Source organism: Flintibacter muris (assembly GCF_943192995.1).
GTDB classification, from domain to species: Bacteria; Bacillota; Clostridia; order Oscillospirales; family Oscillospiraceae; genus Lawsonibacter; species Lawsonibacter muris.
The window spans coordinates 1-16333 of sequence record NZ_CALPCP010000008.1; the positions used below are offsets into that span (position 1 = coordinate 1).

The window sequence follows — 16333 nt, forward strand, 5'->3', positions numbered from 1 at the left end:
TTGCGCCCGGTAGTCTGCCTGGATGAAACAAACCGGCAGCTGGTTGAGAAACAGCGCATCCCAGCAAAACCAGGAAGTGTGGAACGGGAAGATTACGAGTACCGCCGCTGTGGCGTGGTGGATTTGTTTGTTGCCTTTGAACCGCTGGCCTGCAAAAGGGTTGTGAAACTTACACACACTAGAACTGCAGTAGATTTTGCCCATTTTCTGCATGAACTGGTGGATGTCCATTACAGCCATTGTGAAAAAATTGTGCTGGTCATGGACAATTTGAACATTCACTCGATTGCGTCCTTGTATAAAGCTTTTGATCCTGCTCAGGCCAGACGGATCATACAGCGGTTGGAAATTCACTACACTCCCATTCACGCCTCCTGGCTGAATATGGCAGAGATTGAAATTGGTATCCTTTCCAGACAGTGCCTGTCTCAAGCCTTATCTTCTTTCGAGACTATGCAGCGCCAGGTCAACGCATGGGCGATGTACAGAAACTCCGTTTGCTCTACTGTCCGTTGGAGATTTTCCTCTGATGACGCCAGGTGCAAACTCAGAAAACTATACCCTATCATCTTCTAATTCCTAACTTGGTAGAGTACTAGGTATGTGGTGCTGTTAACACAGTTGTGTATGGATGGCCCGAACATCCTGCACAGGGGATAGGGGGCGGCAACCCTCTATCCCTGCCCGCACTACCCGTTACCTCGTATTCTCATTTTACCGCATGATACTAACTCCGTCAATAGCATATTCATAATTAAAAGGACACCAACTAATATAGTAGGTGTCCTCTCTATTTTTTGGGGAACTATTAAAAATCTTAGCCCCAGTACATTACAGATTATCAAAGACCTTTATTTTTGGGCATATGTTGATTTATCTTCTTTTATTTAATGTTTTTGTGGCGTTGGGGCAGGTTTAAATTTTTTAATTTTAATGCTCTCCATCTCAAACAAAAATGTTATACATATCAACGATATTGTTTCACAAGTTTAGTTGTAAGTACATCTTTTTGTGATTAGGTTATCATACCTGTGCGAATTAAAGCTTGCAACCGAAGTCTAACAGTACTAGGCGAACAAGAAAGGGCTTTTGCAGTTTTCCTAATAGAGTAACCTCTCCTATAAAGTTTCAGAATTTCCATATTGTCGATTCTCTTTTTATATGCCGGAGTTTGATAACCATGTTTAGGAATATCCTTGAACGACTTTTCCTCTGCTACCTCGTCCATATGTTGTTGTAAAAGCATATCATCCAATTCGTCTTGGTATTCATCTCTTTCACCAGCATTATAATTATATTCCATAGTTTCTATTCCTCCAAACAGACTATTTATTTTTTCAAGTATTTTATCCTACTTACGCTCTACCCAACTTTTAAAAAATCCATCCTTCCTAAACCCCAATTTTTGCACCCTACTGCATACGAAATTTTTCTTTCATGTATTCGTTGACGTACTCTCAATTTTTCAAAAGCGGAATGACTAATTTTCTGCTTTTTACATTTTATTATTCTAACCCCCAATTTATTTAACTGTTGAATCCTCCTTACTGCATACCACTTTTTCAACACAGCAACCCTTAACTGTATTCCTTGCAAAATCCATAAACTTTAACCCTCCTCCATCATGTCACCACCTCTATTTCTCATTCTGGCCTCCTCTGGCCCTCTCCATTTCTTCAGCATACCCCTTACCCCTCCGGTCCCTTCCAACCCCTTCAGAGCCATCCAGAACACCCTACGCTTTAGTAATTACCACCTCTCTTTTTTATCTACTATAAATATCAACTAGCTATAAAAAAAGCACCCACTTCAAGAAGTGAGTACTTTTTACTTTATCTATGCTCTTTTAATAGTTGTACCAAATAACCTCTATACGCTTATTATCTTTTTTACTTCCTACTCCTGTAGTCGTATGAAATTCTTCCCGGTGCCAGCCTGTTTCCTCATTCAAATATTTGTTGTATAGCTGTAAATCATAGTTTGATACCAAAATCCTGCATTTCGCCTTTTGAATACAACGCAAAAACTTTTCCTGATCGTCATATCCAAATGACATTGCGTATACCTTACCTAAATTCGTAGGCATTTTTTTGCCGTCGTATTTCCGTCTTATTGCGTCAGCTAAACGTGGTGTATGGTCAACATCAATATCTTCCAGCATTTCCGTTTCTTTTTCTACGCTGATATATGATGGGTCGCAGTACATCATAACTCTTGGATTGTTTATCCACTCGTTTAAAACTCTAAACGCTGGCGGAAGTTCACCAAAAGAAGTATTTATATCTACAAACATCATGCGTCTAAAAAAGGCCATAGCGTCAATTTGATATACTTCTACGCCCTCCAACCTTTCCGCACAGTCAAACAACTTAGCGATCTGCCGCTTGTACTGGTCGTTTGTTTTAAACTTCTCGGCGCTCCACGTTTGCCCCATTCCGTCTCGTGACTGTTGGAACACTACATAAGTAGCTAGGGCTAAATCCATGTCAGACACATATAGTCCCAAATCAGAAGAGCGTTCCAAAAACCCGGTATTTTCCTTGACCTGATACGCTTCTACCCAGTCAGCAAGACAATTCTTCAATTCCTTTTGAAACTGCCGACGATCTTCAAAGGGGGTTCCTTTTGCTTGCTCTTCTTCATCCTGCAATACTTCCCTTAATCGTGTTAAACTCTCCTGAACTGCTGGCGCAATTTTATGAGGTGGGGTTTTCCGTTTTGGATTAACTGCTTTTTCCGCCATTTCGTATGCTTGCCACAATATTTCATCAAGTAAATTATTTGCAGTATAAGGTTCTACTATTTTCTTCTCAATCAATAACTGTCGTAATCTCTTTTTGGACTGTACTTCTAAATCATCTTCTGCACTGTCAAAAACAGCCTTCTGCTTATTAAACTCTTCCTCACTGTATACTGTTTCATCTTCCAGCCTATGTATAAATTCAATCGACTTAACCGGATCGGACAGTATGCGCATTAGAGCAGTTAGTCCCGCACTGTAATCATTATAACACTCGACTTTATGACGAGGTTTATTTAACAACACCCGGCACATACCACCAAACGGAGTTACAAAGATGTCGCTATCATCATAATTAAGCCGGTCAGCTATAAAATGAGCCATGCGACCCTTACCGCCGTAGTATGGTGCAATCGAAATAGTGTCCCGCTTATTCATCCCCGTCACCCTTAACTTTTTTTCGCTTCTCCTGCTTAATTGGCAGTGTAATGCCTAACTTTTCTCTATAAAAAGCAACTACTCTTTCCGGCTTGTTTGATAATCGTTTTAATATTGCATAACGTCCAGACACCACATGAATATATCCACCCTGCGCAAGCTGCGTGCGCAAGTTTTTCATTTCATATTCACTATATCCACAGTCAGTAAAAAGTTCATTAAACATATTTACAGGTACATAACAGAAATCATCTGAAATGTATTCTGTACTGCCTATAAAAAACTCCTTGACTTCTCCAAGGAAATCACTATACCGGGTGTCACCTGTTGCAAAAGTTACTGTACTAACTTCAATATTAACATATTCTTCCTCAATCCTGCGGGCCAAATCTCTATAATATGTGTCTCCCATCACTACGCCGAACCTTTTAAAGTCCTTAATATCTCGGCCCAAATCAACAATAGATGTAACAATGGAGCCATTCTCGTTTCTGTCTTTAAAGTTGGTAATCTTCATGCTTTCGACATGAGTTTCACTGTCCTTATAAACTTCCAGCTTAAAAGAAAACCTTGCCTCAATATCAGCCTTATTGCTTTTATTTACATCAACACTCATTACACCTGTTTGCCTATCAAATATCCAAACTACATTCTTCTTATCTTCTTTTCCTGCCATAATACAGCCCTCCATTTTATGTATCGGGTAACTGTATTAAATGTAACATATAGAAAGATTTTTGTCTATATAAAACGAAAAAGATACTCGCTTTAATCAAGCAAGTATCTTCACAAAAATAATATAATGGTTACAGCGGTTAATGCGGTTACATTGGTTACAACCGCTAAACAAACTGACCTATATAATTAAGATAGCAAAATTAACTGCGATTGTCAAGCCCTAATTTTTTCCATTCCCCCCTCGCCCTATTTGCACACAGGTGAGAATAAAGTGAAACTTTTCCCCAACACTTACCTATAGTACTCAACACTTATCAATAGTAATACCAAATGCTTCCAATTAGTCTCAACTATTCCTAATCGCTCCATCCATCAGAAAAATACTGTATATCGTTTCAAAATTGAGGTATCGCACAATATATAGTATAAAACAACAAAAAAGAAGATAGAGATTAGACGTCTCTACCTTCTTTTCACTGGTTGCGGGGACAGGACTTGAACCTGCAACCTCCGGGTTATGAGCTGCGCTCCGAAGTCCGGTTTAGACGTTTCCAGCGCTTTCGGAGCCTATTTCATCCAGATTGAAATGCTTTCCCGACATTTTTGTTCCGTTGTCTCCATTGATTTTTTCCTGTTCTGGGTCAAGTTATGGGTCAGAAGGCATTGGCAGCTCAAAAATTGTCATGGAGAAAACAAAGGAGAGGTCCCGAGGATCAAGGAACTGGAAAAACCCCTGCATCCACAGTCCCCAAAGAAGGAGGATCAGAAAATGCAAAATCATATGTCGGGAGTCTAATTAGCGGCAAGTAATCAAGAAATCTTATCCGAAATGCATAACATTTGATTAATCACAGTTATGATGTTCCCAATGGGAGTATCCAAATCACGTTCCAGCATTACAAGCAAATGATCCTGTTGGTCTGGAGTCAAAATAGATGAACTTCGGAGGTAAAACTTATTTCTTATCCATTCCAAATCTACATGGTCCGTGTGTTCTCCGGGGGCCGCATAGACCTGAGATTTAAGATTATTGCCATCCTTCAGTTTGATTTCCACCCATGCAAGCCGTTTTTCAGGAAACTGAGCTTCCATTTCAGGATCAACTACAAAGGAAAGCCGCCGCATCATATCCAGCACACACTGATTATTGAGCGCAGGCTCTATAACCTGATCTATGCCCACATCTCCATAAACCAATGCAGATGCCACCGGCCAGGCAATGTTGTACTGGGCTTCATCTGTTGTTCGAGGTTTCATTTTGCTTAGCTGTGCAGCCGAATCAAAGGTATGCACGCAGACCCGCTCCACATCCTCGTGTGTGAAGGTATAGGCTTTCATAAGGTCGATACAGGCTTGTATGGGCTGATGAGCCCAGCGGCAGCAGGTAAAGGGCTTGAAATAGAGATTCATAATCTCGTAAATCTTGCCCAAGGAATCCAAGTGCTTCTGGTACTCCGGAGTTTCCAGCAAGTATCCACGGGCGGTGCTGCCTTCCAGGGTTTCCAGCGCTGCCTCTGCACCTACTAAAGCGCCAAAAGGTACGCCGTCTTTGTTCATGGAAGGATACTGGACCGATCGCATTACCGGGGTAAGAGGAGCATGAAACTCAGCCATAGATAAAGCATTGTTCATCTGTTCCTGCGTAAATCCCAGCAAACGTCCCATTCCTGCGGCGGTACCAAATGCGCCATATGTGCCAGTGCTGTGGAGATATTGATAGTGATCCTGCACTGCCAAACCACAGCGGATCGCCGCCTCATAGCAGACTACCAAGGTGGTGAGATACTCCCGGTAGGTGACATTTTCCTCCAGCGCCGCAGCCAGTACACCAGCCACGAAAGATGTTCCGGGGTGCCCCTTAATCATATTATGGCCATCATCAATATCAAAGGAGTTTGACGCATGAGACATGGCTACTACAGCGCCTAACAGGCCAAAATTCTTGTCACTGCCCACAACAGGAAGATTGCCGCCCTTATAGTAAGTCTGAGCAATGCGGATACCCGCCTGGAACTGCTGCCCCTTGCTGCCCAACAGCAGGGCGATCATTAAATCAATACCGCAGACAATGGCGCGCTCTTGAACCTTGGCGGGGAGGTCTTCCCATGTGGTGTTGAGAATGTAGTCTTCCAGTCTATAATCGGTGATAAAATCCATAATATACACCTCACTTTTCACTTAGACAGAAATATAAATATGGCTATCGTCCTTCTCCTCGTTTTTGGACAGAGGAACATTTATTTTTCCCCAGCTTTCGGCTGTGTCAAATAAGTGGAGACCACCGCGGCAATCAACGACGCGACTACACCGACCCACAGAGAAGAGGCAATGGCATCCATTCCGCTGACGATCCAAGCAACAGTAAATACTAGCCCTACAGTAATAGTGCACAAAGCAGCCTTTCCGGTATATTTCTTCCAATACAGCGTCAGCATAGAGCATACAGCAAAGGGAGAACCTAAGCCGGCCCATACCCAGCTAATAATTACACTGATTAATTCACCAGATACTACAAATGTCAAAATAACTGCAATAATCGCAATTATTATCGTGACCGCCCGAGAAATAAAGAGCATCTGCTTTCCATCCAATTCTCCATTTTTTATTCTGGGCTTAATTATATTTTCCGATACCTCGCTGGAAGCCAGTACTAAAACAGAATCAGCGGTGGAAATCATGGCGGCAATAATTCCGGTAGTAAAAACAGCCGCCAAAACAGGGGGCATCAGACGCATGGTCAGCAACGGAGTTACCTGCTCAGGATTATCCAAATTGGGACCCAGAATAAAGAAGCCTAACAAGCCAATAAGGATCGCACCAATATAAGCCACCAGAATGTAACTCACAGAAATAAAACGCCCCAATTTAAAATTTTTCTGATCTCGAATACAAATATACCGCGTATTAAGTTGAGGCAAACCGCCCAGATAAGCCCAGCACCAGGAAAAACCGTTGCCGAAAACCATACCGGCCGCTAATCCTCTGGCACCGCCAAACATATCAAAATATCCCTCTGGAGCTTTAGTCATTGCCTCAGCAATTGTAGCAGCGTAGACTGCGTCTGGATTTGTTACCATTTCGATAATTGCTGCTCCGGGCACGCAAACGAGCATAGAAAAAAGGACAATAGCTTGCAGACAATCCGTATATACTACGCTACCGAATCCCCCATATAGAGTATACGGGATGACAATAGCCACTGTAATAAACAGCCCGGTTAGAGGATTGATTCCCAAAAGGGAATTCAGTGTGCTTCCTCCTCCCAAAAACTGAGCCGCAACATAAACTGTAAAGAAAAACAAAATAATAATGCCACCAACAAGCCGGATCCGATTGCTCTGATCTGGAAACCGTTTGGACAACCAATCCACATAGGTATTGGCACCTAATTTTTCCGCATCCTTCCGCATTTGTCCGGATACCATAAACCACACAGCCACCGAACCAATTACACTTCCGATTGCAGGCCAGAGCCCCAACATACCAGACAGGTAAATCCCGCCGGGCAAGCCCAGCGCCATATACGCAGACATATCAGTGGCACGCTCTGAGAGCGCCGCCGCCCATCCTGGCACATTATGGCCCCCGACCGCAAAATCTTCGCTATTTTTCACTCGGCGACCCGCAACAAAGCCAATCGAAAGCAGGATGGCAAAATAAATCACTAAAACAATAACCGTCGAACTATTGGTTACATTAATTCCAGAAAGCATATCAAATCCTCCTTATGCAATCTTTTACAATACAGCACTTCCATTCTTAACATTGTTCTAATCGCCTGGTAATAATTGAAGACGGGGTGAAGCAGGACGCTAAACCCCGTCTTCGGAGCTCCTTACAGAATCTGCAGTGACTTATCCATAACGGTGAGATACTCAAAGCCGTCTTTCGTAACCACGATACTGTCGCCCACACGGCCAGCCACACCATTGTCCAAAGACACGGCTCCGTCTACGGCAAAGGTCATACCCTCCTCCAGAATGGTATCATCATCCACCCGCAGCTCAGGCTTCTCCAGACGGGAATAACCAACGGAGCGACCGGTACGGTAACAAATGCCATAGCCCTGATCGGCATAGTACTGCGCAGAGGCTTTATGCACATCAGACGCCTTAACGCCGGGACGAATCATTTCCAGAGCAATCTTCTGTCCTTCAAGCGCCTGATAGTAAACCTTCTCCTCCTCCTTGGTGCAGCTGCCAATGAAGTACTGCCGGTCAAACCCCACCTTCATCTGCTTAAACTCCGCCAGGTTGCAGAAACACATATAGACGGAATCTCCCTTATTTACCGGTTTAATGCTGGCACGCTTGTGTACCATGTGCATATTGGGACCGGTCTGAAGGATCTGAAGATCATGTGTTATAGGAGAGTAAAACGCATTTACACCAGACTGATCTTCAGCGAGCAATTCGGCATATTTACGGGTACCGCCATTGATGATAGCCAGAGCGATCTCATACTCAGGTACACCGGCGGCAATGCAGTCACGGGCGGCCTGACACATGGCCACAGCTACCTGACCGGCCTTACGCATAATGACAATCTCATCAGGGCTCTTGACCATTCGCTGACGGCACATGATGCCATATACATCCACAACCTTAACCTCCGGGAACTGCTCTGCCAAAAAGCTGCCCAGCACAGGATGGGTCTTGTGGACCTCCAGGCCCACAGTCTTCTTGCCGCGGACCGCATCCTTAATGTAGCCACGCCACTCCTCACCGATCCCGTCGGTCCAGGGCAGAAGCCTTTCAACCCAAGTCATGGCCCGCCCCATGTTCTGCTCCAAGCTGGGGATGACCACACTAATCTCACCTTCCTGCGGAATAATCGCAATGGTGGGGCGGCCAAAATCCATACCCAGATAATCATGGATGCCGGTAAAGTAGTACACGCTGTCGGGATCCATAACCAAAACCACATCAATGTTTTGTTCAGTCATGCTCTTTTGCAGGTCTTTAACCTTAGACTGCATACGATTAAACATAAATTTTTACTCCTTTACAAAATAATGTCTATCTTATTAAAGATTTAAATAATTTTTCAAAATCGTCTGTCCAGCACCGAACTGTTCGTTAGCCCACTCGGGGTGGAACTGCAGACCAAAGACGGGAGATCCCTTTTTCTGTATGCCATGGATTTGGCACACATCGCCGTAGGCAACTCGCTCAAAGCCCTCTGGGATTCTCTTTATCTCATCCCGGTGCATACAGTTACAAAAGAACGGGGATTCCAGCCCCTGGAAGAGAGGACACTTGTTATCCTCAAAAATGCGGATGAAACCGGATTCCACAATGTCAATGTCATCACAGGGTATCATTTTATCCATTCCGCTGCCATTAGCGATGCCCAGCAGTTGATGTCCTGCGCAGATACCCAGAGTGGGAGCGGTGACATGGCGGAGATACTCCAGCTCAGAGCTGTAGGAGGAGAGAATCTCCTCCATGGACCAGTGATGGGTCACGCGTCCATAAAGGACTGTGTGTGTAGGAGCAATCTTCTGTACAGTTTCTTCATTGAGCTGACTGTGATGAATCACAGTCACTTCAATACCGGGCTGCGCCCGCTCCAACGCGCGCCTGAGATAGGGAATCCAACCCATATCATCAGCGTCACGTTCATTATTGACCAATAAAACGTGGCTCATAACTTCCTCCTGTTTGGTCAAGTGTTTGAAAACTCAGGCCAGCACGCCCTCATTCAAATAAGCCAGCAGATTCTCCTTGGACATATTGCCAATGCCCAGATAGTCCAGGGTGTAGCGGCTGTCCTCAAAGAAACTCTTTTTGTGCATGGCGCCGGCCAGGACAATCATGGAGTCGATGATAGGAGTGGGCACACCGTACTGCACGCCCAGGTCGTGGTAGATCTTGCAGCCGATGGGCACATCCTCGGTCATGTAACGGTGATGGATGGTGTTGGGGCCGGTGTTGCCCTCGTTGGAGGGCTGATCCAGCGGGAAGACCACATTGTCGTTGCCGTTCTCGTCCAGGCCCATGTACTCCTGGGTCAGCACGCTGCGGCGAGAGAAGAACATCTCATACTTGTACTCAGGACAACCCACGCCGATGGCTTTGGCCAGGGCAATCTCCTCATTGTAGAACTGATACTGCACCTCGCAGATGGAGGGGCAAAGGCCGTGGGAATACATGGAATAAGAGGTCTTATCGTGGCCGCAGAAGATAACGCCCCAGTTCTCCATGGTGGACACGCCCAATACAGTGGCGGGAACGTGAATGACGGGATTGACGTTGGCAAAGTCAACATCCAGGATGGTGTTGGCCTTGGAGGGACCATCGCCTTGAGTTACAGCGTCCATACAAGGAAGATACTTGGAAGCCTCCAGGAAGTCATCGGTGTCTTTCATAGGAAGAGCCGCGCCCCGCAGGGTGATGGCGCGGTACTTGGCGCTGACATGGGGGAACTGGAACTTACCGATGGACTCGATTCGGGTCCCATAGGGAGCGGAAGACCAGCCGCCCACGATGACCTTCTTGGTGCAGCCCATTTCACGCATCAGGCGGCGCAGAAGCAGGCAGCCGAAGTTGTCGGCGAAGACGTTGACCACCTGACCATCCTCCAGGTGAGGGATCAGGGCCCGGAAGGTGGCCTCGTGGCCCCAGGAGCCCATAGCGACGACGATATGGCCCGCACCCTTCACGGCGGCGGCGATGTCGCTGGTCACCAGGTCGAAGAAGGCCCGCCCGGAGCGCTCAAAGCAGTACTTGTTGCGTTGAACGCCATCCAGAAGGATACCGGTCTTTTCCACGTCCTTCAGGGAACTGGCGGCGAAGGGCATGGCGTCATAGAGGCGGACCTCCTTGCCGGCCAGCTTCATGTCAGCCGCGCAGGTCTTGCCCACGGCGCCCCCGCCCAGTACCGCGACGGGCATGTCCTTCAAATACTCCATTTTACTCATGGCTCACTTCATCCTTTCACAGTTGCAATTTTTAGGGAATAACGGCATTGGTCTGTTTACAAATTCAGTATATTGTGTTAATATCAATTTGTAAAGCGAATAGATTAGATGATAGTAATTTGATTTTTCGATTAAACGGGAGGATGGCTTATGGATGAGCGCACACTTCGCGCATTTACAAAAGTAGCGGATTTACAGAGTTTTACAAAAGCCGCGGCCGAACTCGGCTATGTGCAGTCCACCGTCAGCAATCAGATCCAGCAGTTGGAATGCGAACTGGGATTTCCACTGTTTGACCGAATTGGCAAAAAAATATACTTGACCTCTCTTGGCCAAGAATTTCGCTCCTATGCCGATTCGATTTTAGAAAGCATACATCAATCTGTCATGTTAGGAAAGTCGGCCAGGGAAATACACGGTGTTATGCGTGTGGGCGTTTTGGAATCGCTGTTGTTCAGCACGTTGGTCGATATATTGCCGTATTATGCCCGCCAATGGCCCAATATTGAGATTCAAATTAAAATGGGCCGGACAAAGGATCTCTTAAAGTGGCTTAGGCTAAACCAATTAGATATGGTTTATCTGTCTGACGACTTAAATTCTGATCCGGATTTTTTCTGTGCCCATCAGCATGAGGAGACGCTTGCTTTTGTGTCCGGCCCTAACCACGAACTGGCCGGTCACGAGCAAATCACCGTGGAGGAATTTTTTTCGCATCCTCTGGTCGTGACAGAGCGCTCCGGCATCGTTTATCGAAAACTGCAAAGCCTTGCGCATTCTTGCGGGATGCTGCCTAAAAATTCACTGGTGGTGGACAACACAAAAGCGATTGCTGAAATATTAAAAAGCAGTGAGGGCCTGTCTTTCCTTCCCGAATATTCAGTCAGACGCGATATAGAGAACCGTGCCCTGGTAAAATTGAACGTCAACGTCGCACCGCAAATTTATTTCAGTCAAATCATTTACCACCGCGGAAAGTGGATGGCGCCATTTATGGAAGGCCTTATAGATTTGGTTCGATGGTCAAAAATGGCTCCAGGGGTATCTTCATAAATTTTACCGCTTCAATATGCCAGGAAGTGTGCAGCCAATATGTGGTATCCAATGGCTTCGGCAATCGCAACGAACGACGAGATTAACCGAGGGGGCGAAAGGAAAGCAGGATAAATGCGTGCCGCCTTGTGGGCGTCCCGCAGGTTCACACCGTCCCGCAGTGCGGGCCGGGGAACGGATATACGGGGGCTTTTAGCGAAATATCATCATCTTTTCTGAACTTCTGTGCAAATGGTCATGTGACGTCAAATACAGGGACCAGCTCCCGCTTTGACGTCTTGTTTGCCGTGACGCTTACGGCGGCAACGAATTCGGCGGGGTCAACAGCGGCTCAGCTAAAAAATTCCCGGCTTTGCCGCAAAGGTAAGAATCTGAGACTTCGGTGTAGTGCAGAGAAAAGGAAGATACCAACAACCCAGTGAATCCCCCGCGTTTCGCGCTGTGGACCGCTGTGTGCGGGTTGGCTGGGGGGACAGCCCCCAGGTCCCAGCCGGAGATCAAAGCCATGTGTAGAGGCTTTGTAAGCGACTTTCAAAGAAAGCAAAAGGTTGGAATATTCAGCCATGAACTGCACCAGCGTTACCAAAGAGAATAAGGCGAAGTGGTATGCAGATTTTGATACGCAGGAAACAAAGAGAACCCCATCCCGGCAAATGATAAGTTTCTGATAACTCTACCCCGATCCCCTGGCTATTGGACCGGAGCTGTGGTATGTTGTGTCGCTGAATGGAGGTGATACAAATGGCAAAACGCAGAGCCAATGGCGAGGGCAGTATCCGAAAGCGGTCGGATGGTCGATGGGAAGGCCGCTACACCGCCGGACGGGACCCGGAAACCGGTAAGACCGTCTACAAAAACGTCCTCGGAAAGACCCAGGCGGAGGTAAAAACGAAACTGAAGCAGGCGCTCCAAGAAAATGCGGAGGTAGATACCCTCAAGGCGGCGCAGTACACAGTCGGGCAGTGGATGGACGTCTGGTTCGAAAATTACGCCAAAATCAAAGTGCGGCCCTCCTCCCACCAGACCTATCGGGGCTATATCGACAATCACATTAAGCCCAACATCGGGAACATCAAACTGAACAAACTGACCACCCTGGATCTGCAAAAGCTCTACAAAAAGCTGCTGTCCAGAGGCAGAATAGAACGAATTGAGACCAAAGGGCAGCCGAAAGGCCTCAGCCCCAAGACGGTGCGGAACATCCACCAGGTCATTTCCTCTGCAATGGACTTCGCCAGGAGCCAGAAGCTGATAGCCGTCAACCCCACAGACGGCTGTGCTCTGCCAAAGCTGGAGCACCGGGAGATGAAGACACTCCCGGTGGAGCAGCTGGCCTCCTTCCTGCGGGAAGCCAAGGAGAGCGGAGTGTTCGAGATGTACTATATCGAACTGGCCACGGGGCTGAGGCGGGGAGAACTCCTCGGGCTGAAATGGGAGGATATTGATTTGGAGCAGGGCACCCTCCGGGTTCAGCGGCAGGTCTCCAGAATCAATGGGGAGGTGGTGGAGGCCCCGCTGAAAACAAAAAATTCCTACCGCGCCATCTCCCTGGGAGCGGACGCGCTAGGAATCCTGAAAGAGCAAAGGAAGAAATGCGGCGACAGCGAGTATGTGTTCCCGTCCACGACAGGCGGACCAATCTCGCCGGACAGCGTGATCCAGATGCTACACCGAGTGCTAAAGCGTGCAGGACTGCCTAAAGTGAGATTTCATGACCTGAGACACACATTTGCCACAGTAGCCCTGCAAAACGGAGTGGACATCAAGACGGTCTCTGGGATGCTGGGGCACTACTCAGCGGGCTTCACGCTGGACACTTACGCCCATGTGACCACGACAGCACAGCGGGAGGCGGCGAAAACGATGGGCAGCGTCCTCTCTGGTGCTCTCCAGCCCTGAACGCTCCAGGTTCCCGTATGGGTCAAAATATGGGTCAGAAAATAACCGCAAAAATAAAGCGCACGAAAAAGTTCTGGAAAACAGTGAAAGCCCTCGGATTTCAAAGGAAATCCGAGGGCTTTTGGTTGCGGGGACAGGACTTGAACCTGCAACCTCCGGGTTATGAGCCCGACGAGCTACCAATTGCTCTACCCCGCGTTATTAAGTTTTCGCGTCCCCCGGTGCTGCCCCGGAGGGATTGGTAGCTCTAAGAGTTATGAGCCCGACGAGCTACCAATTGCTCTACCCCGCGATATGGTGCCGGAGACCGGGGTCGAACCGGCACGGGATCGCTCCCACGGGATTTTAAGTCCCGGGCGTCTGCCAATTCCGCCACTCCGGCATGGGTGGCTTCCGGTCTTAGATGCTAGACTAGTCTAGCACAAATCAGATTGTCTGTCAAGAAAATTTTTTCGACATTCTCTTTAAAAATGGCAGATGGATGAGGAACCCGGCAATTTCACGAAAAGGGCTTGCGGGGGATTATATTCTGTGCTAAACTTAACGGCATAAATTTAACGGAATAAATTGGTAACTAAAAGAGAATAAGGGCAGCATTACATGCGCTGAAAGGGAGACAAGCAAAATGACGGACTTGGAGCTGAGAAAAGCGGCCTCTGAGAATCGAGGCCCAGTTCAGGGATAAAACCATACCGGATGAGGAAATTATTCTTCAAATTAAGGAGATGCCTGAGCTTGTCCATACAAAGTGTCTGTCGGGCTCAAATCTGTTTCTTGATGCGGTACTTGGCGGCCGGTTCCCGGTGGCGATGGCCCTGAGCGATATGGAGGCGGATATCCATTGGACAAACGAGGCCAGCAGGATTCATGGGAACGCCTTAAAAGTGGCCCATACTCCCCGGCAGGCGGAGCAGCTGCTGGCCCTGGGCCTGAAGATTGAGCGGAACCTGCTGTTCTCCAAACCGATTGAAAACCCCGCCGTTGTGGCGGCGGAGCACAACGACGCGCCCATGCTGCTCTACTGGCTGGCAAAGCAGAAGGAGGTTTTCGCGGACGACGGGGAATATATCCAGGCGCTTTACTATGCGGCCATGGAAATGGTGTCCATGATGAATCAATACTAATATGCTCTCCTGCGTCATGGCTCATGACGAGCTGTTCCCGATTCTCAAGGACATCTATTCCCGAGTTGAGCATGTCAGCTCCATCCGTTTATATCTCCGGGCGATGGGGCACATTGACGACGAGGGCCTGGACGCCAGAAAAAAGGAGCTGCGGAAGGTATTGAATACACGCAAAAAGGAACTGTCCTCAGCGCTATAATTTTTCGATGATTGGGGGGCGTCTTTGGGGCGGCCCCCCAATTTTGTCTTTTTTGATAAACTGCGGCCCTTTTGCTCCATATATTGGGGCATATTTTTTAAAAATCCCAGTTGACTTTTTCAAACTATTGCACTACTATGATAAAGTAAAATGAAAGAAGCACCGCACCGCCGCCTCTGTGGCAGATAAACGCAGTGCGGGAGGAGGAAGACCATGGAACCATCGCGCACCGAACAGGTGGTACAGCAGCTGCGGGAGCTGTACCGCCGTTATGGATACACGCAATACAAAATGAGCAAATTTGAGCCCTACGACCTCTATGTCCACAACAAAAGCTTTCTGGTCAGTGAGGACATCCTCACCTTTACCGACGCGGACGGGCGGCTGATGGCTTTAAAGCCGGATGTGACTCTCTCCATAGTCAAAAACGCCAAGGAGGGAGCGGGGCTGCAAAAGGTCTATTACTGCGAAAATGTGTACCGCACCTCCCCCATGACCCGGGGATTTCGGGAGATCATGCAGACCGGGCTGGAATGCGTGGGGGAGATCGACCTGGTGGCTATGGGCGAGGTGCTGCTGCTGGCTGCTAAAAGCCTGGAGACAATCAGCGGCGACTATCTGCTGGATGTGAGCCACCTGGGCTTTGTAGCCGGACTGCTGGACAGCGCCCAGGTGGCGGAGGAGTGCCGGGCCGGACTTTTGAAGCACATGGAAGAGAAGAACGTCCCCGCTCTGGGAGTCTACTGCCGGGAACTGGGGCTGGACCCGGAGGCGTCGGAGGATCTGTGCCAGCTCACCGCGCTCTACGGCCCGCCCGCCCAGATGCTGCCTGTGCTGGAGGAGATGGTCCGGGGAGAACGGATGGAGCTGGCCCTGGCCGAGCTGCGGGATGTGTGCTCCCTGCTCCCTGAGAGGCATCTGCGGCTGGACTTCTCCATTGTCAACAACATGGACTACTACAACGGCTTTATTTTCCGGGGCTATCTGCCCGGACTGCCCAGCGGGGTTTTGTCCGGAGGGCGGTACGACAATCTGCTCCACCAGATGGGCCGGGGGGACGGAGCCATTGGCTTTGCCGTATATATGAACCTGCTGGAGCGGCTGGAGGGGACGCGGGAGCGCTACGACGCCGACATGCTGCTGCTCTACGACGACAAAACTCCCGTCCCCGCCGTGCTGGAGGAGGCGGAGCGCTGCCGCCAGGGGGGCCAGAGCGTCCGGGTGGAGCGCCAGAGGCCGGAGGGGCTGTCCTTCCGGGCGGTACGGAAGGTGGGGTGAGG

At 48.2% G+C, this 16333-nt stretch carries 14 protein-coding genes and 2 tRNA genes; 6 read left to right on the plus strand and 10 right to left on the minus strand.

Going from position 1 to position 16333, the window contains the following annotated elements:
* On the plus strand, positions 1–576 hold a 576-nt coding region (locus tag NFS22_RS08615; RefSeq protein WP_251317316.1), incomplete at its 5' end, for an IS630 family transposase.
* A 439-nt stretch (positions 577–1015) separates the two neighbouring features.
* Here the strand turns inward: NFS22_RS08615 and NFS22_RS08620 are convergent.
* The 8 genes from NFS22_RS08620 to NFS22_RS08655 all read right to left on the minus strand — a co-directional run bounded on the left by NFS22_RS08620 (position 1016) and on the right by NFS22_RS08655 (position 10778).
* The gene (locus tag NFS22_RS08620) at positions 1016–1303 is read right to left on the minus strand and encodes a helix-turn-helix domain-containing protein (protein ID WP_251317317.1); all 288 of its coding nucleotides are present in this window, start codon (positions 1301–1303) and stop codon (positions 1016–1018) included.
* Between the two features lie 543 nt (positions 1304–1846).
* Positions 1847–3178 (minus strand): DNA adenine methylase, encoded by a 1332-nt coding sequence (locus NFS22_RS08625; protein ID WP_251317318.1) that lies wholly within the window; start codon positions 3176–3178, stop codon positions 1847–1849.
* Positions 3171–3854, minus strand: a complete 684-nt coding sequence (locus NFS22_RS08630; protein WP_251317319.1) for a hypothetical protein — start codon at positions 3852–3854, stop codon at positions 3171–3173. Before NFS22_RS08630 ends, NFS22_RS08625 begins: the two co-directional genes overlap by 8 nt.
* An 812-nt stretch (positions 3855–4666) precedes the next feature.
* Positions 4667–6013 (minus strand): MmgE/PrpD family protein, encoded by a 1347-nt coding sequence (locus tag NFS22_RS08635; RefSeq protein WP_251317320.1) that lies wholly within the window; start codon positions 6011–6013, stop codon positions 4667–4669.
* 80 nt (positions 6014–6093) lie between these two features.
* Complete coding sequence (locus tag NFS22_RS08640) at positions 6094–7569, minus strand: sodium/proline symporter (RefSeq protein WP_251317321.1); 1476 nt, start codon at positions 7567–7569, stop codon at positions 6094–6096.
* A 122-nt stretch (positions 7570–7691) separates the two neighbouring features.
* On the minus strand, positions 7692–8846 hold the full coding sequence (locus NFS22_RS08645; RefSeq protein WP_251317322.1) for a M24 family metallopeptidase: 1155 nt from the start codon (positions 8844–8846) through the stop codon (positions 7692–7694).
* 36 nt (positions 8847–8882) lie between these two features.
* Positions 8883–9506: a glutamine amidotransferase-related protein gene (locus NFS22_RS08650; protein ID WP_251317323.1), complete on the minus strand. Its 624-nt coding sequence runs from the start codon at positions 9504–9506 to the stop codon at positions 8883–8885.
* Between the two features lie 33 nt (positions 9507–9539).
* Positions 9540–10778, minus strand: a complete 1239-nt coding sequence (locus NFS22_RS08655; RefSeq protein WP_251317324.1) for an NAD/NADP octopine/nopaline dehydrogenase family protein — start codon at positions 10776–10778, stop codon at positions 9540–9542.
* A 150-nt stretch (positions 10779–10928) separates the two neighbouring features.
* On the opposite strand from NFS22_RS08655, the gene NFS22_RS08660 reads away from it, so the two are divergent.
* Positions 10929–11831, plus strand: a complete 903-nt coding sequence (locus NFS22_RS08660) for a LysR family transcriptional regulator (RefSeq protein WP_251317325.1) — start codon at positions 10929–10931, stop codon at positions 11829–11831.
* Positions 11832–12572: 741 nt separating this feature from the next.
* Positions 12573–13730 carry a tyrosine-type recombinase/integrase gene (locus tag NFS22_RS08665; protein ID WP_251317326.1) on the plus strand — a complete coding sequence of 386 codons (1158 nt, stop codon included), beginning with the start codon at positions 12573–12575 and terminating at the stop codon, positions 13728–13730.
* A 122-nt stretch (positions 13731–13852) separates the two neighbouring features.
* Here the strand turns inward: NFS22_RS08665 and NFS22_RS08670 are convergent.
* Together NFS22_RS08670 and NFS22_RS08675 are read right to left on the minus strand one after the other, a co-directional pair.
* Positions 13853–13928: transfer RNA gene (locus tag NFS22_RS08670), tRNA-Met, on the minus strand.
* A gap of 97 nt (positions 13929–14025) precedes the next feature.
* Positions 14026–14112 (minus strand) — tRNA-Leu (locus tag NFS22_RS08675).
* A gap of 421 nt (positions 14113–14533) precedes the next feature.
* On the opposite strand from NFS22_RS08675, the gene NFS22_RS08680 reads away from it, so the two are divergent.
* The 3 genes from NFS22_RS08680 to NFS22_RS08690 all read left to right on the plus strand — a co-directional run bounded on the left by NFS22_RS08680 (position 14534) and on the right by NFS22_RS08690 (position 16331).
* Entirely contained in the window at positions 14534–14854 is a 321-nt protein-coding gene (locus tag NFS22_RS08680; protein ID WP_251317327.1) for a hypothetical protein, read from the plus strand.
* 1 nt (position 14855) lies between these two features.
* Positions 14856–15053: a hypothetical protein gene (locus NFS22_RS08685; RefSeq protein WP_251317328.1), complete on the plus strand. Its 198-nt coding sequence runs from the start codon at positions 14856–14858 to the stop codon at positions 15051–15053.
* A 213-nt stretch (positions 15054–15266) separates the two neighbouring features.
* Positions 15267–16331 (plus strand): ATP phosphoribosyltransferase regulatory subunit, encoded by a 1065-nt coding sequence (locus NFS22_RS08690; protein WP_251317329.1) that lies wholly within the window; start codon positions 15267–15269, stop codon positions 16329–16331.
* Positions 16332–16333: the final 2 nt, after the last annotated feature.